General features: G+C 62.5%; 19 protein-coding genes. 8 read left to right on the plus strand and 11 right to left on the minus strand.

The genetic code is table 11. From position 1 onward, the window contains the following. Nucleotides 1-6 precede the first annotated feature (6 nt). The gene (gene thrC / locus CSZ94_RS13675; protein WP_102121997.1) at nt 7-1,503 is read right to left on the minus strand and encodes a threonine synthase; all 1,497 of its coding nucleotides are present in this window, start codon (nt 1,501-1,503) and stop codon (nt 7-9) included. Nucleotides 1,504-1,790: 287 nt separating this feature from the next. Between thrC and CSZ94_RS13680 the strand changes: the two genes are divergently transcribed. After that, the gene (locus CSZ94_RS13680; protein WP_180977463.1) at nt 1,791-2,531 is read left to right on the plus strand and encodes an AAA family ATPase; all 741 of its coding nucleotides are present in this window, start codon (nt 1,791-1,793) and stop codon (nt 2,529-2,531) included. 135 nt (nt 2,532-2,666) lie between these two features. Here the strand turns inward: CSZ94_RS13680 and CSZ94_RS13685 are convergent, their stop codons facing one another. The 3 genes from CSZ94_RS13685 to kbl are packed head-to-tail and all read right to left on the minus strand — an operon-like array spanning nt 2,667 to nt 6,340. Beyond that, nucleotides 2,667-4,079 (minus strand): L-serine ammonia-lyase, encoded by a 1,413-nt coding sequence (locus tag CSZ94_RS13685; RefSeq protein ID WP_102121998.1) that lies wholly within the window; start codon nt 4,077-4,079, stop codon nt 2,667-2,669. Between the two features lie 48 nt (nt 4,080-4,127). Beyond that, a complete protein-coding gene (locus CSZ94_RS13690; protein ID WP_102121999.1) occupies nt 4,128-5,093 on the minus strand; it encodes an NAD-dependent epimerase/dehydratase family protein in 966 nt (321 codons plus the stop codon). A gap of 20 nt (nt 5,094-5,113) precedes the next feature. Further along, nucleotides 5,114-6,340, minus strand: coding sequence for a glycine C-acetyltransferase (gene kbl, locus CSZ94_RS13695; RefSeq protein WP_102122000.1), 1,227 nt, complete (start codon nt 6,338-6,340; stop codon nt 5,114-5,116). A 219-nt stretch (nt 6,341-6,559) separates the two neighbouring features. Between kbl and CSZ94_RS13700 the strand changes: the two genes are divergently transcribed. From CSZ94_RS13700 to CSZ94_RS13725, 6 genes are all read left to right on the plus strand, one after another. Beyond that, a complete protein-coding gene (locus tag CSZ94_RS13700) occupies nt 6,560-7,135 on the plus strand; it encodes a helix-turn-helix domain-containing protein (RefSeq protein WP_034751403.1) in 576 nt (191 codons plus the stop codon). 172 nt (nt 7,136-7,307) lie between these two features. Next, nucleotides 7,308-8,234, plus strand: coding sequence for an STM4015 family protein (locus CSZ94_RS13705; protein WP_102122001.1), 927 nt, complete (start codon nt 7,308-7,310; stop codon nt 8,232-8,234). Nucleotides 8,235-8,247: 13 nt separating this feature from the next. Continuing rightward, on the plus strand, nt 8,248-9,336 hold the full coding sequence (locus CSZ94_RS13710; RefSeq protein WP_102122002.1) for an STM4014 family protein: 1,089 nt from the start codon (nt 8,248-8,250) through the stop codon (nt 9,334-9,336). Beyond that, nucleotides 9,329-10,177: an STM4013/SEN3800 family hydrolase gene (locus tag CSZ94_RS13715; RefSeq protein ID WP_102122003.1), complete on the plus strand. Its 849-nt coding sequence runs from the start codon at nt 9,329-9,331 to the stop codon at nt 10,175-10,177. The genes CSZ94_RS13710 and CSZ94_RS13715 overlap by 8 nt, the downstream gene beginning before the upstream one ends. After that, on the plus strand, nt 10,174-11,553 hold the full coding sequence (locus CSZ94_RS13720) for an STM4012 family radical SAM protein (protein ID WP_219726004.1): 1,380 nt from the start codon (nt 10,174-10,176) through the stop codon (nt 11,551-11,553). The genes CSZ94_RS13715 and CSZ94_RS13720 overlap by 4 nt, the downstream gene beginning before the upstream one ends. Next, on the plus strand, nt 11,547-12,470 hold the full coding sequence (locus tag CSZ94_RS13725) for an STM4011 family radical SAM protein (protein WP_219726005.1): 924 nt from the start codon (nt 11,547-11,549) through the stop codon (nt 12,468-12,470). Before CSZ94_RS13720 ends, CSZ94_RS13725 begins: the two co-directional genes overlap by 7 nt. A 15-nt stretch (nt 12,471-12,485) precedes the next feature. Here the strand turns inward: CSZ94_RS13725 and CSZ94_RS13730 are convergent, their stop codons facing one another. Beyond that, nucleotides 12,486-14,615 carry a prolyl oligopeptidase family serine peptidase gene (locus CSZ94_RS13730; protein ID WP_102122015.1) on the minus strand — a complete coding sequence of 710 codons (2,130 nt, stop codon included), beginning with the start codon at nt 14,613-14,615 and terminating at the stop codon, nt 12,486-12,488. Between the two features lie 433 nt (nt 14,616-15,048). Between CSZ94_RS13730 and CSZ94_RS13735 the strand changes: the two genes are divergently transcribed. Further along, a complete protein-coding gene (locus CSZ94_RS13735) occupies nt 15,049-16,878 on the plus strand; it encodes a GGDEF domain-containing protein (RefSeq protein WP_102122016.1) in 1,830 nt (609 codons plus the stop codon). Between the two features lie 45 nt (nt 16,879-16,923). Here the strand turns inward: CSZ94_RS13735 and CSZ94_RS13740 are convergent, their stop codons facing one another. The 6 genes from CSZ94_RS13740 to CSZ94_RS13760 all read right to left on the minus strand — a co-directional run bounded on the left by CSZ94_RS13740 (nt 16,924) and on the right by CSZ94_RS13760 (nt 21,487). Further along, the gene (locus CSZ94_RS13740; RefSeq protein WP_102122004.1) at nt 16,924-17,367 is read right to left on the minus strand and encodes a DUF6386 family protein; all 444 of its coding nucleotides are present in this window, start codon (nt 17,365-17,367) and stop codon (nt 16,924-16,926) included. Then, entirely contained in the window at nt 17,364-17,840 is a 477-nt protein-coding gene (locus tag CSZ94_RS13745; RefSeq protein ID WP_102122005.1) for a DUF4262 domain-containing protein, read from the minus strand. Before CSZ94_RS13745 ends, CSZ94_RS13740 begins: the two co-directional genes overlap by 4 nt. A 133-nt stretch (nt 17,841-17,973) precedes the next feature. Further along, nucleotides 17,974-18,921, minus strand: a complete 948-nt coding sequence (locus CSZ94_RS13750) for a tetratricopeptide repeat protein (protein WP_180977465.1) — start codon at nt 18,919-18,921, stop codon at nt 17,974-17,976. Next, complete coding sequence (locus tag CSZ94_RS28025; protein WP_180977466.1) at nt 18,840-19,361, minus strand: tetratricopeptide repeat protein; 522 nt, start codon at nt 19,359-19,361, stop codon at nt 18,840-18,842. Before CSZ94_RS28025 ends, CSZ94_RS13750 begins: the two co-directional genes overlap by 82 nt. Before the next feature lie 207 nt (nt 19,362-19,568). Next, nucleotides 19,569-20,198 carry a 3'-5' exonuclease gene (locus CSZ94_RS13755; RefSeq protein WP_180977467.1) on the minus strand — a complete coding sequence of 210 codons (630 nt, stop codon included), beginning with the start codon at nt 20,196-20,198 and terminating at the stop codon, nt 19,569-19,571. A gap of 38 nt (nt 20,199-20,236) precedes the next feature. Beyond that, a complete protein-coding gene (locus CSZ94_RS13760; protein WP_102122006.1) occupies nt 20,237-21,487 on the minus strand; it encodes an Hsp70 family protein in 1,251 nt (416 codons plus the stop codon). Between the last annotated feature and the right edge of the window lie 320 nt (nt 21,488-21,807).

A 21,807-nucleotide genomic window follows, 5' to 3' on the forward strand; every position in this document is an offset into this window, starting at 1 on the left:
CGCTCATCACAAGCCCGTATTGGCGGCGATATACGCCTTCATCTTTTCCACGTCGGCATCCATCACGACGAACTTTTGCGGCAAGTCTTCGATGTTTTCGAAACCGGCCGGGCGCTCGGCGTCCACGCCCAGCGCATCCAGGATGGTTTCGTTGAACTTGGCTGCCAGCGCCGTTTCCAGCACGATCATCGGCACATTCGGCTCCAGGTGTTCGCGCGCCACCTTGATGCCGTCGGCCGTGTGCGTGTCGATGGTGATGCCGTAATCATCGGCCACGTCGCGGATGGTGTCGAGGCGGTCCTGGTGCGTGGATTTGCCCGACTTGAAGCCATACTTGGCCACCAGTTTGAACTCGTCGCCGTCGCTGCCCGGCTTGCCGGACAAGTCGAAGCCGCCATGCGTTTCCACTTTGGTAAATAGCGCACGCACACGGTCGCTGTCGCGGCCCACCAGGTCGTAGACGAAGCGCTCGAAATTCGACGCTTTCGAGATATCCATCGACGGGCTGCTCGTATGGTAGGTCTCGGCCGACTTGCGCACGCGGTACACGCCCGTGCGGAAGAATTCGTCGAGCACGTCATTTTCATTCGTCGCCGCCACCAGTGTCGAGATGGGCAAGCCCATCATGCGGGCGATATGGCCGGCGCAGATATTGCCAAAGTTGCCCGACGGCACCGTGAACGACACTTTTTGCTCGTTGCTGGTGGTGGCTGCCAGGTAGCCGCGGAAGTAATACACGACTTGCGCCACGACGCGCGCCCAGTTGATGGAGTTGACGGTGCCGATCTTCTGTTTCGCCTTGAACGGCAAGTCGTTCGACACGGCTTTCACCATGTCCTGGCAGTCGTCGAACACGCCTTCGACGGCGATGTTAACAATGTTCGGGTCTTGCAGGCTGAACATCTGCGCCGTCTGGAAGGCGCTCATTTTCTTGTGTGGCGAGAGCATGAAGACGCGGATGCCCTTCTTGCCGCGCATCGCGTATTCGGCCGCACTGCCCGTGTCGCCCGAGGTAGCGCCGAAGATATTGAGTTCGGCGCCCGTCTTGGCCAGCGTATATTCGAACAGGTTGCCCAGCAGCTGCATGGCCATGTCCTTGAAGGCCAGGGTCGGGCCGTTCGACAGCGCCTGCAGCATCAGGGTGGTCGATCCGCCCTTGACGAGGTTTTCTTCGAGCACGCGCAGCGGCGTGATGTCGGCCGCGTTTTCGCCGGCGCGGGCGTTCTTGTAGACTGCCTTGGTATAGGTTTTCGCCGTCAATGCCTTCAGGTCCGCGGCCGGGATATCGGTGGCGAACTTCTTCAGGATTTCGAATGCCAGGTCGGCATACGACAATGTGCGCCAGGCGTTGAGCTCGGCACCAGTGACTTGCGGGTAATGTTCTGGGAGATACAGTCCGCCATCGGGGGCCAGGCCGCCCAGAAGGATGTCGGAGAATTGCTGCAAAGATGACTGTTGCGACTGCAATGGCGCTGTATCAGCGCGGGTAGACACGTAATGCATAGATTTGAAGAGTCCAGTTGAGCTGAGAGCGGTTGATCATGAATGGCAGCGGATATTATAGTGCCAGCCGCTCCCCAAGGCGAATCACATGCGTACGCAGCGGGCCCGGCCCCCGCGCCTGTTGTCAAACAGCAGCGCCTGGCAGAGCTGAAACCATTGCACTTTGGCATTTTTTTATGGTGAGATCAACGCCCCTCGTCAAGGTGCGTCCGCAGACTGGCGTGCGCGCCTGATTTGCGCCACACTGGTACTTGTCGGCCGAATTGCGGCCATTCATGGAACAGGCCATGTCGCTGAGTAAAAAACCGTATCTGCAAAGCGCCACGCTGCGCGCTGACGCCGTCGTCGACCTGGATCACTATCCGTTCACCATCCCCGCCATCCGCGACTTCGTGCACATGGACTTCCACCGCGACGTGACGTTTTTCGTGGGCGAGAATGGCAGCGGCAAGTCGACCATGCTCGAAGCGCTGGCCGTAGGACTGGGTTTCGGTAAGGATGGCGGCACGCGCAATGTGCGCATTGCCCTGCCGTCGGACGAGGAATCGGGCTTGCATGCGCATTTGCGCCTGAGCAAGAGCTACAAGAAACCCGATGACAGCTATTTTTTGCGGGCCGAGAGCTTTTTCAATGTCGCCACCTACATGGACGACATGCCCGAATACCTGGGCAGCTATGGCGGCAAGTCGCTGCACGCGCAATCGCACGGCGAAGCGTTCATGGCGACCCTGATCAACAAGCTGCGCGGCAAAGGCTTGTATCTGCTGGACGAACCCGAGGCGGCGCTGTCGCCCAGCCGCCAGCTGGCGGCCCTGTCGGTGATCCACCAGCTGGTGCAGGACGACTCGCAGCTGATCATCGCCACCCACTCGCCCATCCTGCTGGCCTACCCGAACGCGAAAATCCTGATGTTTACGGGCGGTGGCATCCACGAAGTGGCGTATGAAGACACGGAACACTACGCCGTGACGCGCGATTTCCTGAATAATTATCCTCGAAGGCTGGAACAGCTGTTTGAGGAGGAGTGAGGTGTTGGCTTGCTGCTTTGGTGATGTCGGCTTACGCCCTGCGGGCTAATCCGACCTACGCCGACCTACGCCGACCGTTGCATAGCGTAGGTCGGATTAGCGCTGCGCGCGTAATCCGACAACACCACCGGCGCATCAGCAAGCGGCGTGGTTCACCGTGATCACGTGGACCGCCAACCCGCCCAGCGACGTTTCCTTGTACTTGTCCTGCATGTCCGCGCCCGTCTGGCGCATGGTTTCGATGACTTCATCGAGGCTGACGAAATGCGTGCCGTCGCCTTTCAGCGCCAGCGAGGCGGCCGTAATGGCTTTCACGGCGCCCATGCCATTGCGCTCGATGCAGGGGATCTGCACCAGGCCGCCGATGGGGTCGCACGTCATGCCCAGGTGGTGCTCGATGCCGATTTCGGCCGCGTTCTCGATCTGTTCATTCGTGCCGCCCAGGGCGGCCACCAGGCCGGCCGCCGCCATGGCGCACGCCACGCCCACTTCGCCCTGGCAACCCACTTCGGCGCCCGAGATCGAGGCATTGCGCTTGCACAACATGCCGATGGCGGCTGCAGTCAACATGAAGCGACGCACGCCGCCCACGGGGTCGCTGGGGCGGCAATCCTGCGCGTAGTAGCGCAACACGGCCGGGATGATGCCGGCGGCGCCGTTGGTCGGCGCCGTCACCACGCGCCCGCCGGCCGCGTTTTCTTCGTTGACGGCCATCGCGTACAGGCTGACCAGGTGCACGGCGTCGTGCGGCAAGTCGTTGGCGCGGTTGTCCGACGCCTTCGCCTCCTGCGCCAGACGCCATAATTTGGCGGCGCGGCGCTTGACGTTCAAGCCGCCTGGCAGGTTGCCCGTCGTTTCCAGGCCATGCGCAATGCAGTCGCGCATGACCTGCCAGATGCGGTCCAGGCCTTCGTTCAATTCAGCGTCGCTGCGCTTGACGCACTCGTTCGCACGCAGCATTTCCGGGATCGACAAACCGCTTTCCACGCCGTGCGCCAGCAACTGCTCCATGGTGTCGAAGGGGAAGACGACACGCGCGCTGGCGCCCGATTCCACGGCAGCCTCCGACTGCGCCGAGGTTTGAGCTTCTCCGGCTTCACGGATAAAACCGCCGCCTATCGAGTAATACACCTTGTCGACGCGGCTGCCGTCCGCCAGTTTCAGGGTAAAGCGCATGCCGTTAGGGTGTTCGGGCAGGGATTCGCTTTTGTGCCAGAGCAAGCCCGTGGCGGCCGTAAACGGCACCACGTGCGTGCCCAGCAACGCGATTTCACCGGCCGCCTCGATGGCGGCCAGCTTGCTGTCGACGGCATCGGGCGCCACGTGCTGCGGGGTTTCGCCCATCAGGCCCAGAATGACGGCCTTGTCCGTGGCATGGCCCACGCCCGTCAGCGCCAGCGAGCCATACAGGGCCGCCTCGACGCCCACTACCTGGTCCAGCGGACCGTATTCGACCAGAAAACGCCGCGCCGCTGCCATTGGCCCCACCGTATGGGAACTCGACGGCCCGATGCCGATCTTGAACAGGTCAAATACGCTCATATCCATGTAGTGTCTCTTTATATTAGTATGTTTTTAGGAATGCTGGTGTGGGACTCAGGCTGCCTTGGCCGCCGGCCCCGCGTCGACATTGGCCAGCATGTCCGTGACCATCTGCTCGACGCCGATCTGCGCCTTCCAGCCCCAGTCCGCGCTGGCCTTGCTGTCGTCCAGGCTTTGCGGCCAGCTGTCGGCGATGGCCTGGCGGCTGTCCGGCTTGTAGCTGATCTTGAAGTCCGGCACCATGTGCACGATGGCTTTGGCCAGTTGCTCCGGGTTGAACGACACGCCGGCCACATTGTAGGACGAACGGATCTTGATCTGCGCCACGGGCGCGTCCATCAGTTCGATGGTGGCGCGAATCGCGTCGGGCATGTAAATCATCGGCAAGGTGGTGTTCGCATCGAGGAAGCAATCATAGCGCTCGCCGCGCAAGGCCGCATGGAAGATGGCGATGGCGTAATCGGTGGTGCCGCCGCCCGGAGGCGATTTGTAGCTGATGATGCCCGGGTAGCGGATGCTGCGCACGTCCACGCCATACTTGTTGAAGTAATACTCGCACAGGCGCTCGCCGGCCAGCTTGCTGATGCCGTACATCGAGGTCGGGTCCATCACCGTCATTTGCGGGGTGTTTACTTGCGGCGTGTTCGGGCCGAAGGCGGCGATCGACGATGGCCAGAAGATGCGCAAAGGTTTGCCCGCTAGGCCCCGCTCGCGCGCCAGTTCCAGGATATTCAGCAAGCCATCCATGTTCAGGCTCCACGCCTTCAAGGGTGCCGCCTCGCCCGTGGCCGACAGCATGGCCGCCAGCTGGTACACCTGGGTGATGTTCTCGTCGGCGATAATCTTCGCCAGGCCGTCCTTGTCCAGCACGTTCAGCTGCGCGTAGCGCTTGGCCTGATACAGATTATTCGTGCCAATATCGCTGGCGATGACGTTGTCCGCGCCGTGCTGCTGCGCCAGTGCGCCCACCAACTCACTACCGATTTGGCCGTTTGCGCCAATGACTAAGATGCGTTCCATGCTATTTTCCTGAATTCTTATTAGTTAGTAGTAGTGGCAGTGGTCAGCAGACCGAGTTCCTTGCCGGCCTGCTCGAAGGCGGCCAGCACCTGCACCAGTTGTTCGCGCGTATGCGCGGCCGACAGCTGCACGCGCACGCGGGCCTGGCCCATCGGCACGACCGGGTAGAAAAAGCCCGTCACCAGCACGCCCAGTTCATACAGGCGGGCGGCGAATTGTTGCGCCACGGGGGCGTCGAACAGCATCACCGGGACAACAGGGTGCGTGCCAGGCTTGATGGTAAAGCCGATGCGTTCGATTTCGCTGCGGAAGAAGGCCGTGTTTTCATGCAGGCGGTCGCGCAGTTCCGTCGACTTGGCCAGGCGGGCCAAAACCGACAGCGAAGCACCGGCAATCGATGGCGCCAGGGTGTTCGAGAACAGATAAGGGCGCGATTTCTGGCGCAGGGTGTCGATGACTTCCTTGCGCGCCGAGGTGAAACCGCCCATGGCGCCGCCCAGGGCCTTGCCCAGGGTGCCCGTGATGATGTCGATGCGGCCCATCACATTGTGGTGTTCGTGCGTGCCGCGGCCCGTTGCGCCCATGAAGCCGGATGCGTGGCATTCGTCGATCATCACCAGCGCGCCGTATTGGTCGGCCAGGTCGCAGATCTTGTCGAGTTGCGCAATCGTGCCATCCATCGAGAATACGCCGTCCGTGACGATGACTTTATGGCGCTTGCCGGCTGCAACGGCCGCTTTCAGCTGCACTTCCAGGTCGGCCATGTCGTTGTGCGCATAGCGGTAGCGGCCAGCCTTGCACAGGCGGATGCCGTCGATGATGGAAGCGTGGTTCAGCGCGTCCGAGATGATGGCGTCGTTTTCATCGAACAGGGGCTCGAACACGCCGCCGTTGGCGTCGAAGGCAGCCGCGTACAGAATCGTGTCCTCGGTGCCCAGGAAACTGGAGATGGCCTGCTCCAATTCCTTGTGCACGGTTTGCGTGCCGCAGATGAAGCGCACGGACGACAGGCCGTAGCCGTATTTTTGCGTGGCAGCGATCGACGCTTCCTGCGTCTGCAGGTCGCCGGACAGGCCCAGGTAGTTATTCGCACACATATTGATCAGGGTACGGCCATCGTCGCACACCACTTCAGCGCCCTGGCGCGAGGCGATCACGCGCTCGGACTTGTACAAGCCCTGCTGGCGCAGTTGATCGAGATTCTGTTGCAGACCGCTGAAAAAGGTGTTCTTCGCTTGTTCGCTCATGATGATCCTTGTGTGTCCCTGTTGTATGGATGGTATCCGGGTGACCTCAGCCGCCATAGGGGAGCAGCCGCTTGACCGGTGCGCGCAGTATGCTGTACCGTGAAGCGCTGTTTGAAGTCTACACGTTTCCGTGTTTTTCCTCAAAATCCATTATGTCGAACTGAAATTCAATATAGTGGATATTACCCAAGCCTATTGAACTTTGCAAGCCACCTGCCGATGAAAACCAGCGTTTCGACCAATTCCCCCCCTGAAGTGGGTGCCACCCTGCAAAGGCTGCGCCTGGCGCGCGGCCTGACACTGGAGGATTTGTCGCGCATTGCGGGCGTATCGAAGTCCATGCTGTCGCAAATCGAGCGCGAAAAAGCCAATCCCACGATCGCCATCACGTGGCGCCTGGCCAACGCCCTCGGCGTGCAGATCGGCGAATTGCTCTCCAGCGCGGAAAAAGCCGTGGAAACCATCCGCATCACGGACGCCCACGAAACGCCCACCCTGCCCGGCGACCATGCGGGCTATGTGCTGCGCATCCTGGGGCCGATGGAACTGGCGGGCAAATATGAATGGTATGAAGTGACGCTGGCGCCGGGCGGCGAACTGGCGTCGCAGCCGCACGACCCGGGCACGACCGAGCATTTGACGGTCATCCACGGCAACCTGGAGCTGGAAGTGGGCACGGCAAAGAAAAAGGTCAAGAATGGCGGCACGGCACGCTATCCGGCGGACCAGCCGCATACGATACGCAATCTTGGCAAAACCGAAGGAAAAGCTTTGCTGGTGGTGATCCACAGATAAGCATCGCCAGCGGTGCGCAATATGTCTATATGCCTATGCTAAGATTTTAGAATAGACAAGATTTCCAGGCCTGGATGTCTTCGCAGAGCGTCGCGGCACCTCCCGGCTCGTCCCAGCTCCGCCACACCGCGCACAGCATCCAGGCCTCAACCGCTTACACGGAGCCCCTGCGATGACCATTTCCGACAGCACCACCACCTTCCACAACAAGCGCGTCGTTCAGTACGACCCGGACCTGCCGTTCGATGCATCCCCCGACATCGTCTACCGTTTGTCGCTCGAGTATGACGACGAACGCAAGATGGACGAGCTGATTGGCGGCTTCCTCGCCAAGGCTGACAAGAGCGCGCTCGAAGCGCTGATCATCGGCATGTGGGGCGACCCGTATGAATCGGGCGCCGACGAAGTGATGGCCGCGCTGATCGCCCGGGCGCCGCAGCTGCCCAACTTGCGCGCCCTGTTCATCGGCGACATGACGTATGAAGAATGCGAAATCTCGTGGATCGTGCAAGGCAGCTACAAACCCCTGCTGGACGCCTTCCCGCAGTTGCAGGAATTGCGCATCCGCGGCGGCAATGAGCTCGTCATCGAACCGTTCGCCCACCAGCACCTGCGTCGCTTCACTATCGAAGCGGGCGGCCTCGATCAAAAGATCGCCGAAGCGCTGGCGCAATCGAGCATGCCGCAGCTGGAACACCTGGAACTGTGGCTGGGCACGGACGACTATGGCTTTTCAGGCGACGTGGCGCTGTACCGCAAGGTGCTGGCGCAGCTGACCGTGCCGACCCTGCGCTACCTGGGCTTGCGCGATGCGCAAATCGCCGACGACCTGGCCGTGTGGCTGGCGGAAGAACCGCTGGTGGCGCAGCTCGACACCCTCGACCTGTCGCTGGGCACCATCGGCGACCTGGGCGCCGTGGCCGTGCTCAATCACACGCAACTGGGCAAGTTGAAGCGCCTGGACCTGTCGCACCACTACATTTCCGAGGAAAACCAGGCCAGGCTGAAGGCGCTACCCTTCGAGGTGGCACTGGACGACCCGCAGGAAGAGGACGAAGACGACGGCGAAAGCTACCGCTACGTGGCCGTGGGCGAATAGGCGGATTCCCACTTTGCCAACGCCTCTCGTCCTGCTGGCCACCGTTGGCAGCAAGCGCGTGCACCTGATGCAGGCGGCGCGCGCGCAACTGCGCCTGCCACCCGCGCAAGTGCTGGAATGGCGCGACTGGCTGCGTCAGCCTGCCTTGCTCGATGCAGCCTTGGCGCATCCTGGTCTCTTGAAGATCGAGCCACCGGGCGACGATCCCGCTGCCCACCTGCTGCTGTTGCAGGCGGGCTGCCGGCTGCTGGACCGCCCGCCGGTCGCTGCGCCCGCGCATGGCGAACTGCTGGCCATGGATGCCTGGTTTGCCGGTTTTACAGCCGCCATGGCATCCCTTGCGCTGCAACTGGCTGAGCGGCCGCAAACGCGCGTGGTCAATGCGCCTGGGGAAATCAGCCGCATGACGGACAAGCTGGCCTGCCAGCACCATCTGGCCGCGCACGGCGTGCCCATACCTGCCTTGCTGGGCCCCGTGCATGGCTACGACCATCTGCAGTTGCTGCTGCACGAACATCAGCTCGACCGCGTGTATTTGAAACCACGCTACGGCTCGTCCGCGTCCGGCGTCGTCGCCTACCGGCGCAACAAGGCGGGCCGCCAGCAAGCCACCACCTCGGCCGCCTTGTCGCGGGCGGACGGCCAGACACGTTTGTTCAATGTCAAGCGCATGGCGCGCTACGAGACGCAGCACGATATCGCGGCCCTCGTCGACGCGCTGGCCGCGCAACAGCTGTACGCGGAAGCATGGCTGAGCAAGCCGCGCTGCGGCGACAGCCACTACGACTTGCGCGTCGTGACCGTGGCGGGCCAGCCCGCGCACCGGGTGGCGCGCATCGGCGACCAGATGATGACCAATCTGCACCTCGACAACCGGCGCGGCGACGCGGCCTTCCTGCTGAACACTGCCGACATGCAGGCACTGGAGGAAACCGCCGTCCTGGCCGCGCGCGCCTTCCCCCACAGCCACGTGACGGGCTACGACCTCGTGGTGCGCCAGGGCCAGGCCCGCGTGCTCGAAGCGAATGCCTTCGGCGACCTGTTGCCTGGGCTGCTCTGGCAAGGCGCAGACACTTACACAGCGCAACTGACACATGTTTAAAGATACACCGACCATCCCCGACATGCACGCCGTCGTGGGCAGCCACGACATCGTCTTCATCACGCTAGACACTCTGCGCTTTGACGTGGCGCAAGCACTGTATGAGGCAGGCGAACTGCCCGTGCTGGGGCGTTTTTTAGCACCTGGCGGCTGGGAACGGCGCCACTCGCCGGCCACGTTCACGTATGCGGCGCACCAGGCCTTCTTCGCGGGCTTTTTGCCCACGCCGGCCGCGCCGGGCCACCACCCGCGCCTGTTCGCTGCCGCCTTCGCAGGCAGCGAAACGACGTCGCCGCACACGTTTGCCTTCGAGGAAGCGAACCTTCCCGCCGCGCTGGCCGCGCGCGGCTACCGCACCCTCTGCATAGGCGGCGTGGGTTTCTTTAATCAACAGACCGCGCTGGGCACGGTGCTGCCGTCGCTGTTCCAGGAAAGCCACTGGAGCGCGGGCATGGGCGTGGCCAGCCGCCACTCGACGCAAAAACAGGTGGCGCTGGCCATAGCCCGCCTGGCGGACGGCGCGCAACGCACCTTTTTGTTCATCAACGTGGCCGCCCTGCACACGCCGAACCGCGCCTACCTGCCCGGCTGCCGCGCCGACTGCCTGGAAAGCCATGCGGCGGCCCTGCGCTATGTGGATGGCGCGCTGGCGCCCCTGTTTGCCGCCTGCGCCGCGCGCGCGCCCACGTTTGCCATCGTCTGCTCGGATCACGGCAGCGCGTATGGCGAAGACGGCTACCGGGGCCACAGAGTCGCCCACGACAGCGTGTGGAACGTGCCGTATGCGCACTTTTTCATCTCCCCCGATACCGACACACCTCCCAAGGAATCCCCACCGTGAACCCAACCGAACAGCCTGGCACCCTGGCGCAGCGCATGCGCCACACGCCCTACCAGGCATATTCCTACTCGTATCCGCACAAGGCGGCTTACCGCGCCTTGCCGCAGGCGGCGCCCCTCGCGCCGCTGTGGGCGCAGCAAGACCGCTGCGCCCTGTTCGCGTATATCCACATCCCGTTTTGCGAAATGCGCTGCGGCTTTTGCAACCTGTTCGCCATGGCGCGCCCCAGCGCCGACATGGTCGAACGCTATGTGCAGCAAGTGCTGGTGCAGATGCGCGCCCTGGCCGGCGCGCTGGGCGAACGGCGCTTTGCCCGCTTCGCGCTGGGCGGCGGCACGCCCACCTATCTGTCGCCCGCGCAGCTCGGCACCCTGCTGTGCGGCGCGCGCGATATCCTCGGCATTGATTTGCAACACACACCGGCCGGCATCGAAGCGTCGCCCGAAACCATCACGGCCGAACGGCTTGCGGTCTGCCGCGCGCATGGCATCGACCGGGTCAGCCTGGGCATCCAGAGCTTTGCCGCCGGCGAGATGCGCGCACTGGCGCGGCCCCAGCAAAACGCCACCGTGCAGCACGCCATCGGCCTGATACGCGCGGCCGGCTTTCCCACCCTGAATCTGGACCTGATCTACGGTATCGCGGGGCAAACCGTCGCCAGCCTGCTGGCCTCCGTCGACAGCGCGCTGGCCTTCCGGCCCGAGGAAATCTATCTGTATCCGCTGTACGTGCGCGAGCAGACGGGTCTCGGCAAGGTGGCGCGCCGCCAGGGGGCGCAGTCGCTCAACCCCATCATGCTGGCACGCGACGGCGACAGCCGTTTGGCCCTGTATGCGGCTGCGCGCGACCATTTGCGCGCCCAGGGCTACGAGCAGGTATCGATGCGCATGTTCCGCGCTCCCCATGCGCCGGAACAGAACGGGCCTTCGTACTGCTGCCAGAATGACGGCATGGTGGGCTTGGGCGCGGGAGCCCGCTCCTACACCTCGCGCCTGCACTATTCAAGCCAATATGCGGTGGCGCGCACGGACACCATCAACATCATCGACGGGTATCTGGCGCGCGATGAAGCGCGCTTCGCGCAGGCAGAACACGGCTACCAGCTTGATGAAGAAGAACAGCGCCGCCGCTACGTGATCCAGTCGCTGCTGACCGAACCGGGTCTGGACCGCGACGCCTACACGGCGCGCTTCGGCACGCGCTGCGAGATTGATCTGCCGCAGCTGGCCGAGCTGCACGCGCTGGAATTGGTGCAAGAGGATGGCCCGCTGCTGCGCCTGAATGACCGGGGCTACAGTTACGCCGACACCATCGGCCCCTGGCTGGCCTCCGATACGGTGCGCGCCCTGATGGCTGAAGGCGGCCAGGCGTGCTGACAACTGAGCCTGACACTTTATCCCTGCTGTACCGGGGCACGCTATCGAGCTGCAACTACGCCTGCGGCTACTGCCCGTTTGCCAAGAAGCGCGACAGCCGCGCCGCGCTGGCCCGCGACGCGCGCGAAGTGGCGCGTTTTACGGGCTGGGTGGCGGCGCAAAACCGGGCCATCAGCGTCCTGTTTACGCCCTGGGGCGAAGCGCTGGTGCGGCGCCACTACCGCACGGCCATGCAAACGCTGGCCAGCCTGCCCCACGTGCGCCAGGTGGCGCTGCAAACGAATCTGTCCGGCCCCTTGGGCTGGCTGGAAAACATGGACGGACTGGAGAAAGTCGGCCTGTGGTGCACCTACCACCCGGACCAGACGACACTGGCGCGCTTTCTCGCACGCTGCGCCCGCCTGGACGCCATGGGCGCGCGCTATTCCGTGGGCGTGGTGGCGATGAACGAACACCTGGAGGCCATCCGCGCCCTGCGCGCGGCCCTGCCCGCCCACGTCTACCTGTGGCTGAATGCCTACGACCGGCGTGGCCCCGGCTACTACAACAGTGTGGAAGAGCTGGCCTGGCTGGACGCCATCGACCCGTGGTTTGCGCAAAACCGCCGCCCGTCTGCCTCGCGCGGCAAACCCTGTCTGGCGGGCGAGGCATCGCTGTCCGTCGATGGCGATGGGGAGCTGGCGCGCTGCCATTTCGTGCCCGAACGACTGGGCAATTTGTACACGGACGAGCTGGAAGACATGCTGCAAGAACGCCGCTGCCCGCGCTTCAAGTGCGACTGCTATATCGGCTATGCGCAGCGCAAGGATTTGCCGTTTCAGGCGGTGTTTGGGGAAGGGGTGCTGGCGAGGATAAGCCCAATGCAAATACCGGGGTGGTACCCTGAGGGTACGACCCCGGTTTCTGCTGCGGGTTAAAAGATTACAGCGAGATTACTGCGCCGCCACCTTGGCCGGCTCCGCCACTAGCGGCGTCATCTTCAGCGAACGGCTGAGGAAGCCCCAGCGGTCCGCCACTTCTTCGATCTGCTTGGTCATCGGCTTGCCGGCGCCATGGCCGGCCTTGCTGTCGATGCGGATCAGCACGGGCGCCGCGCCGCCTTGCGCTGCCTGGGCAGCGGCGGCGAACTTGAAGCTGTGGGCAGGCACGACGCGGTCGTCATGGTCAGCCGTCGTGATCATGGTGGCTGGATAGCAGCCGCCCGCCTTCAGGTTGTGCAGTGGCGAGTATTTCACCAACGCCTTGAACTGCTCGGCGTCGTCCGACGAACCATAGTCAGGCACCCAGCCCCAGCCCACGGTGAACTTGTGGAAACGCAACATGTCGAGCACGCCCACTTGCGGAATGGCTGCGGCGAACAGGTCGGGACGCTGCGTCATGGCCGCGCCCACCAGCAGGCCGCCATTGCTGCCGCCGCCGATCGCCAGTTTCGATGGCGAGGTGACCTTGTTGTCCACCAGCCACTGCGCCGCGCCTATGAAGTCGTCGAACACGTTTTGCTTGTTCAGCTTGGTGCCAGCCTGGTGCCAGGCTTCGCCGTACTCGCCGCCGCCGCGCAGGTTGGCCATCACATAGACGCCGCCCATTTCCACCCAGGCAAGATTGGCCACGGAGAAGCTAGGGGTCAGCGAAATATTGAAGCCGCCATAGCCGTACAGATAGGTCGGATTCGTGCCATCGAGCTTCATGCCTTTTTTCGAGACGATGAACATCGGCACCTTGGTGCCGTCGCGGCTGGTAAAGAATTGCTGGCGCGTTTCAAAGGCGTTCGGGTCGAAATCGACCTTCGGCTGGCGGTACACGCTGCTCTTGCCCGATTTCATGTCGTAGCGGTAGATGGTCGCTGGCGTCGTGAAGCTGGTAAACGAGTAGAACGTTTCCGTGTCGCCACGCTTGCCCGCAAAGCCGCCCGCCGAACCGATGCCCGGCAAGGCCACTTCGCGCACGAGTTTGCCGTTCAGGTCGACGATCTTGATTTGCGTTTGCGCATCTTTCAAGTAATCGAGCACCAGCTGGTTGTTGATCAGGTTGACGGCAACCAGGGTTTCCGCGCTTTGCGGCACGATTTCCTTCCAGTCGGCCGGCGCAGGTTTGCGCGTATCGATGGCGATCACGCGCGATTTCGGCGCATTATTATCCGTCTTGAAAAAGAATACGGGGCCGTCATTGTCAATGAAGGAGTACGAAGCGTCGAACGCTTCCAGCAAGCCCACCACCTTGGCGTTTTTCTGGCGCAAGTCCTTGTAGAAGACGCGGTTCTTGCGTTCCGTGCCCTGCGTGGCCGTAATGATCAGATAATTGCCATCGTCGCTGACGGTGCTGCCGCCAAACGCCCATTCCTTCTGGTCGGGACGGTCGAAGACCGGCACGTCGTCGCTCTGTGGCGTGCCGATCTTGTGGAAATACAGTTTCTGGAAGTAATTGATATCGGCCAGCTTGGTTGCCTCTTTCGGCGCGTCATAGCGGCTGTAGAAGAAACCGGCGTTGTCCTTGGTCCACGAAGCGCCCGAGAACTTGGCCCACTTGATGTGGTCCGTCAAATCCTTGCCCGATTCGATATCGCGTACTTTCCATTCGTTCCAGTCGGAACCGGAGGCGGACGTGGCATACGCCAGGTATTTGCCGTTCGGGCTGATCGAAGTGCCGGCCAGCGCCACCGTGCCATCGGTCGACAGGGTGTTCGGGTCCAGCAGCAGACGGGGCTCGTCCGTCAGTTTTTTCACCGTGTACAGCACGGCCTGGTTTTGCAAGCCATCGTTGCGGCTGTAGAAATAACGGCCACCCTGCTTCGTTGGCGTAGAGAAACGCTCATAGTTCCACAGCTTGGTCAGGCGCTGCTTGATCGCGGCGCGCTCGGGGATGGTGCCCAGGTACGACTGCGTCAGTTTGTTTTGCGCCGCCACCCATGCGCCCGTTTCGGCGCTGTTGGCATCTTCCAGCCAGCGGTAGGGGTCGGCAATGGTGGTGCCGAAATAGCTGTCTTGCTGATCGACTTTTTTGCTGAGCGGATACGTCACTGGGGTGCCGTCGCCGGCCGGGCATGCTGGTGAAGACTGTGCCATGGCATTGCCACCGAAAGCGGCCAGCAAGCTGAATATGAGGGTTGCACTACGTAATTGCATGGGTTGTTTGTCTCATTGTTGGATGTCGAGGAAAGCAGACCGCTCAAACATGCGCTGCGGCTGCCCAGTTGACTTTCGCCAAGAGAAATCATAGCGCGGATTGCCACTTTTAAAGCACAGTTATCTGCTGGATTTGCCGTCTTTTGTTTGGGCAATTCCAAGGAAACGCCGTGGTAAATCGCGTTTTTCGGGAGAATCGGCAAACTGACTGGCAGGCAAGAAACATTATCAAAAGCCAACACGTTTCATCAAGCCGTCATAAATCTTCTTTACCATGAGCAACATGTTCATGGCCCGTCCAGAGGCCGTGCCGCCAGATCCGCCTATGCACACGCTCGCCCTCCCTTCCACCACCGCCGCGCCGCCCGGCGCGATGCCATCGAATGTGGCTTATCTGAAGCCGCCATCGCCCCCCCTATCCATCGAAGGAACGGATGCCTTGCACGATATCCTGGCGGGCCGCAAGCTCAGCGCGCTGTTCCAGCCCATCATCCACATGCACAGCGGCGACATCATCGGCTACGAAGGCTTGATACGGGGGCCGTCCGACAGCCCGCTGCACGCACCCATGAATTTGTTCAAGGTGGCGCGCGCGCATGACCTGACCCTGGAAGTGGAACACCTGTGCCGGCAAGTGGTGCTGGAACGCTTTGCCGAACTGCAGCTGCCCGGCAAGCTATTCCTCAATGTCAGCCCCGAATGCCTGCTGCTGCGCAATGCCCGCCATGGGGAAACCCTGGAATACATCGAACACATCGGCATCAATCCGGACCGCGTCATCATCGAGCTGACGGAAAACCAGCCCACCTACGATTACGAGCTGATGCGCGAAGCGGTGCTGCATTACCGCAACATGGGTTTCCAGATCGCCATCGACGACCTGGGCGAAGGCTTTTCCAGTCTGCGCCTGTGGTCGGAACTGCGCCCTGAATACGTGAAAATCGACATGCATTTCATCCAGGGCATCAACCATGACCCCGTGAAACTGCAATTCGTGCGCTCGATCCAGGAAATCGCGGAGAAATCGGGCACGCTGGTGATTGCCGAAGGCATCGAGGCGCAGACGGAATTGCTGGTCTTGCGCGATCTGGGCGTGGCCTTCGGACAAGGCTATCACCTGGGCCGGCCCAATGCGGTGCCGGCGCGCGCCCTGCCGGCCGAAGTGGTGCAGGCGCTGGGGCGCAACGGCGTGGCCGTGTATCCGCAACGCAGCAGCCTGGAAAAGAACGGCGCCAGCATCCGCAAGTTGCTGCACAAGGTGGCGGCCGTCTCGCCGCAGCTCAACAATAACGAGGTGTACGACATTTTCCTGAAAGACCCGAAGCTGATGATCATCCCCGTCGTCGACGACGGCGTGCCGCTGGGCCTGATCAGCCGCTTCGAAATGATCGACCACTTCGCCCGCCCCTACCAGCGCGAACTGTATGGCAGGAAATCGTGCAGCCTGTTCATGGATGCCACGCCCCTGATCGCCGACCACGAGACGAGCTTGCAGGAACTCAGCTACACCATGGTGCAATCCGATGCCCACCACCTGTTCAACGGCTTCATCATCACCGAACACGGCAGCTACCTGGGCATGGGCACGGGACACGATCTGATGCGCGAAATCACGCAGATGCAGATCAATGCGGCCCGTTACGCCAATCCCCTCACGCAACTGCCCGGCAACGTGCCCATCAACGAGCATATCGACCGCCTGCTGCACAGCGGTAGCCGTTTCTGGGTCTGCTATTGCGACCTCGACCACTTCAAGCCCTTCAATGATGTGTATGGCTACCGCAAAGGCGACGACGTGATCCAGTTGACGGGAGAAATCCTCAGCAGCCATTGCGACCCGAACCGCGACTTCATCGGCCATATCGGCGGCGACGATTTCATGATTTTGTTCCAGAGCGAAGACTGGGAAACGCGCTGCCAGGCCATGCTGGAACGCTTTGCCGCCGCCATCGTCGCCTATTACAGCACGGACGACTGCGAACGGGGCGGCTACATCAGCGAAGACCGGCAAGGCAAGAAAGTATTTTATTCGCTGATCAGCTTATCGCTGGGCGTCATCAAGGTCGAGGCGCACCAGTACTACACGCACCATCAGATTGCCACGCAGGCGGCGGAAGCGAAGAAGCAGGCGAAGAAAATCCACGGCAACAGCCTGTTCCTGGACCGCCGGCAAGGTGCGGGCGTGGCGCGCATGGATGCGTAGCCAGGGGTAATAATCAGAAGCTGAACGGGGATCGGAAATGCACGATCAAATACGCACGAGGTCGCCTAACGTATTGCTGCTGCGGGCATCGGGCACGAATGCCAGGCTGATGTGCATGCCATCGCGGCGCGCCTGCACGCGGTAGCTGCCTGCGGGCACGTCCACGAAGAGGCCGCCGTATGCCGTGTCCGGCTCAAGGCCGCCACCCGTGACATCCTCCCCGGCACCGATGAAGACGCGGCCCGAGACGACAGCCAGATGCACGACCACATGCGGTTCGGCAAGTTCGGCGTGTAAGGCAAGCTCATAGGCGCCGTCGCCGCCCACGTTGAAAAATGCCACCTGCCCCGCATTCACGGACGCCAGTTCCGCGCTGGGAAGGCTCCACCAGTCGCAGTCATCGTCCAGCTTGTGGCGCAAGAGCGCCGGATCGAACACGCACACGGTTGCCGTGCCGGTCACAATCCTGATGGACGTGGCTGCCGTCATGCCGCCAGCGGCGCCGGTCCCAGCAGCGGCTGGCTATCCACATACTGCGCACTGGCTTGCTCCTGCCACGGGAAGTGGCCATCGCGCGACGGCCAGACGATCTGGTACAGCGTAAAATCATCGCCCTGGTAATACCAGCGCGCATAGCCCACGTAGTTGCGGTATTGTTCGACGGGCACGCGCACGAAGGCGCACGGATGACCTTCCAGCAAGACGTCCGTGGTGGCCGTGAAATCCGTGATGGCGCCGCTGCGCACGGCGTCCAGCGCCACGTCGAGTATCTGATGGGCCATGGCGCGCGGCAAGCCCATGATGAGCAGTTCGGGCTGGCCGAAGCTGTGGCCAGCACCTATGGTGAAGGCATAGCCGGGACCTTCTTCATCAGCACTGATATGCACGCCATGCCAGCCATGCGTGGCGATATCGTCGATGACTTTTTGCTCGGATGCATCCTCGCCTGCCTGCCTTACCATGTTCCACCTTTCACTGTGCCTAAAACCCGCGCCCGATGCACGCATTGTGCACGCATTGCCGCATGGCGACGCGACATACCTATAGGCAATTATCGCATGCGGCGCCTGTCCATGCGCGCACAGTGGCTGCGCTTCAGTCGGGCGACGGCAGCGGCGGTGAGCGCACCTGCTGCCATTGCCGCATGCGCTGCTGCGCCTCTTGCAGCTGTGCCGGCTCCAGCCTGGCGCCAGCCGCTTCCCTGGCCCTGGTCGCCCCGCTATCGCCGCCCTCGGCCGCCAGCGCCAGCCACATGTAGCCGCCAAGCAAATCCTTCTCCACGCCGCGCCCGCTGGTATACATGCCACCCAGGTTGTACTGCGCCAGCGCATGGCCCTGGCCGGCCGCGCGCGCATACCATTGCACGGCCAGGCCATCGTCTTGCGGCACGCCATGGCCGTTCGCATACATGACGCCCAGATTGTTTTGCGCGCTGGCGTCGCCCTGTTCGGCCGCCGTGCGGTAGCAGCGGACGGCGCACACATCGTCGCGTTCCACGCCCTGGCCATTGGCATACATCACGCCCAGGTTGAACTGCGCATTCGACGCGCCCTGGGCCGCTGCCCTGGCATACCAGTCCAATGCCTGGCGCAAGTCGCGGGCGATGCCGCGCCCGCCCGCAAACATGCCGCCCAGATTGTATTGCGCCATGCAATGCCCCTGCAGGGCGGCGCGCCGGTACCAGACGAGGGCGCGCGCCGCGTCCTGGTCCACGCCCTGGCCGCGCGCCAGCATCAGGCCCAGGTTGAACTGGGCGTCGGCGTCATCCTGCTCGGCCGCCCGCTGCAGCCAGGCATAGGCGCGCAGCTGGTCGGGCACCACGCCCAAGCCCTCCGCATAGGCCACGCCGAGTTGCCGCTGCGCCACGGCCAGGCCCTGGGCAGCGGCCTGACGGAACCAGGCCAGCGCCTGCGCATCGCTTTGCGCCACGCCCTGGCCGCGCTTGTAGACGAGCCCCAGGTTCAGCTGCGCCTGCGCATCGCCCTGCAAGGCTGCCTTGCGGAACCAGGCCAGGGCCAGCGCATCGTTTTTTTTCGCTCCCACCCCTGGGCATACGCTACACCCAGCAAGGATTGCGCACTGGCCACGCCCTGCTCGGAGGCGCGGTAAAACCAGGCCAGGGCCAGCTCGTCGCTCTGCGGCACGCCGCGCCCCTTGCGGTACATCTGTCCCAGGTTTTGCTGGGCCGAGGCATCGCCCTGGGCGGCCGCGCGGCGAAACCACAGCACGGCATCCTCGTCGCTCTGCGCCACGCCGCGGCCGTGGTAATACAGGGCGCCCAGATGGTTCTGCGCGTAAGCCAGCCCTTGCAGCGCGGCCAGGCGTAGCCAGACAAAGGCGCGCGCATCGTCCTGCGCCACGCCTTCGCCCTTCTTGTACATCAGGCCCAGGTTGAACTGGGCGTAGGCATTGCCCTGCTCGGCAGCCGTGCGGAACCAGATATACGCCTGGTGGCTATCTCTGGCAGTATGGTGCTTGTCCATGTGCGCCCCCATCCACATTGCGCTTGCCGGCAGCACGCGCAAAACGGCGGACCACGGCGACGAAATCGTGTGTTGCTTAAATTTTAAATTCGATGCGGGGGAAGGACTTGAGCAGGCTCAAACGAAATAACAAAATCATATCGTTTTGATGAGCCCGCTTCGATGCGAAGCGAGATGTTGCATGCCCAGACTGGCATGCGGCAGCAATTACCGGCGCGCCGGATGCTTTTGCAGGAATTGCGGCACTTTTGCGGCGGCCAGCTTGTTCAGCGACACCAGCAGGTCGGCGTCGACGTCGGCGATGCCGTAATTGCTGCGCAAATGGCGAGCAATATGGATCAACACTTGCGCCGCCACTTCCGCATCGGACTCGGCCCTGTGGGCAGCGCTCTTGAAGGCGATGCCCAGCTGGTTCGACAGCAAGCCCAGCTTGTAGCTGGCCATGCCGGGAAACACGCGGCGCGACAGTTTCAAGGAACACACGAGCGACTGGTGCGCGGGCGTCAGGTTCAGCCTGGCGCTTTCCGCGCGCAGGAATTTTTCATCGAAACTGGCATTGTGCGCCGACAAGGCATCGCTGCCGATGAAGTCCAGCAACTGCGGCACCACCTCGGCCACGGGCGGCGCCTTGTTCACCATCGCCTGCGTGATACCCGTCAAGCCCGTGATGAACGCGGGAATGCGCGCATTGCAGTTGATCAGGGTCACATAGCGGTCCGTGATCTGCCCGCCTTCAATGCGCAAGGCCGCCACTTCCGTGATGCGGTCGCCCATGTCGGGTGACAGTCCGGTCGTCTCGAAGTCGATCATGACGATCGGTTTGTCAAACACATTCATGAAGTAAGGCTCTTTCTGCGATGCTGCGGTGGGCCAGCTTAGCCGAACTTGCGCACGGCGTCCAGCGCGAGTCCCGCGCCGATACTGCCGAACAGGTCGCCTTCGACCTTGCGCGCGGTCGGCACCAGGGCAGCGATCTTTTCACGCAGCAAGCGCACGCCGCTGGAGCCGCCCGTGAAGAACACGGTGTCGACGGCTCCCGGCGCCACGCCCGCGTCGCGCAGCAAACGCAGCACAGTTTCTTCCACGGAACCGCACAAATGGCCGATGGCTACGTCAAATTGCGTGCGTTTCAGCAACAGGCTTTGCGCGGGCGACAAGCGATCGAGCTCCAGTTGCACTTCAGCCGCGTCGGACAGGGCAATCTTGCCCTCTTCCACCTTCATGGCCAGCCAGTGGCCGGCACGCTCGTCGATCAGCTTTTGCAAGCGTCCCATCTTGTCTTGCTCGCGCGCATCGCGGCACACGTCGGCCAGTTGCACCCAGATCTTCTTGGTGTAGGCCAGGTTGATCGTGTGCCAGGTCGCCAGGTTGAAGTAATAGCTGGACGGCACTTCGCTATTGTTATGCAGGCGGCTGCCATAGCCGAGCAGGGGCATAACGGAAGACAGGCTCAGATATTTATCGAAATCCGTGCCGCCGATGTGCACGCCGCCGGTGGCGAGGATGTCGTCGCGGCGCTCGGCCTTCTTCGCCCGTTCCGGCGACAGCCGCACCAGCGAAAAGTCGGACGTACCGCCGCCGATGTCGGCGATCAGCACCAGCTCTTCCCTGGCGATCTGCGACTCGTAGTCGAACGCGGCGGCAATCGGCTCGAACTGGAAGGCTACATCCTTGAAGCCGACGGAACGGGCCACTTCGGCCAGGGTATCTTGCGCCAGCTGGTCGGCCTGCGCATTGTCGTCGATAAAGAAGACGGGACGGCCGAACACGGCGGACGAAAATTCGCGGCCGGCGGACTGCTCGGCGCGGCGTTTCACTTCACCAATGAATTGCCCCAACAACATACGGAATGGCAAGGCACGGCCGCCCACTTCCGTCTGGCCATCGATGAGACTGGTGCCCAGCAAGCTTTTCAGCGAGCGCATCAAACGCCCCTCGTAGCCGGCCAGATAGCCGGCCAGCGCCGCGCGGCCAAAACTGACTTCCTCGTCTTCCGCATTGAAGAAGACGACGGACGGTAAGGTCGTCTTGCCATCTTCCAGGCCGAGCATGGTGCTCTGCCCGGGACGTGCCCAGCCTACCGTGGAATTTGACGTGCCGAAATCGACGCCGCAAGCATTGGCCATGTCGACCCTTCCCTGAATAAAGGGGCGTTATCTTATCAGAACGCACGCCATTGCACCAGAAAAATACTTCTGGCACGGCCAAGACAACAAGCTTGCTTTGCATCAAATACCCGCCCCGCGCAAAAGCTATGCAGCGGCGCCTGGGACAGGCTCGCTAGTGTACTGCTTGCGAAATGGTTGCACTATTTAAAGACTGCGCTATCATCTACATATTGAGTTTGAGATGAGGTGAGCAATGCTGACTGCGGCGCCGATTATATTGAGCGAGGAAGACCGTGCCGAACTGGAACGAAGGGTCCGGTCGCAAACCATCGATACAC

Origin of the sequence: Janthinobacterium sp. ROICE36, assembly GCF_002869965.1 — a bacterium.
GTDB lineage: Bacteria > Pseudomonadota > Gammaproteobacteria > Burkholderiales > Burkholderiaceae_D > Janthinobacterium.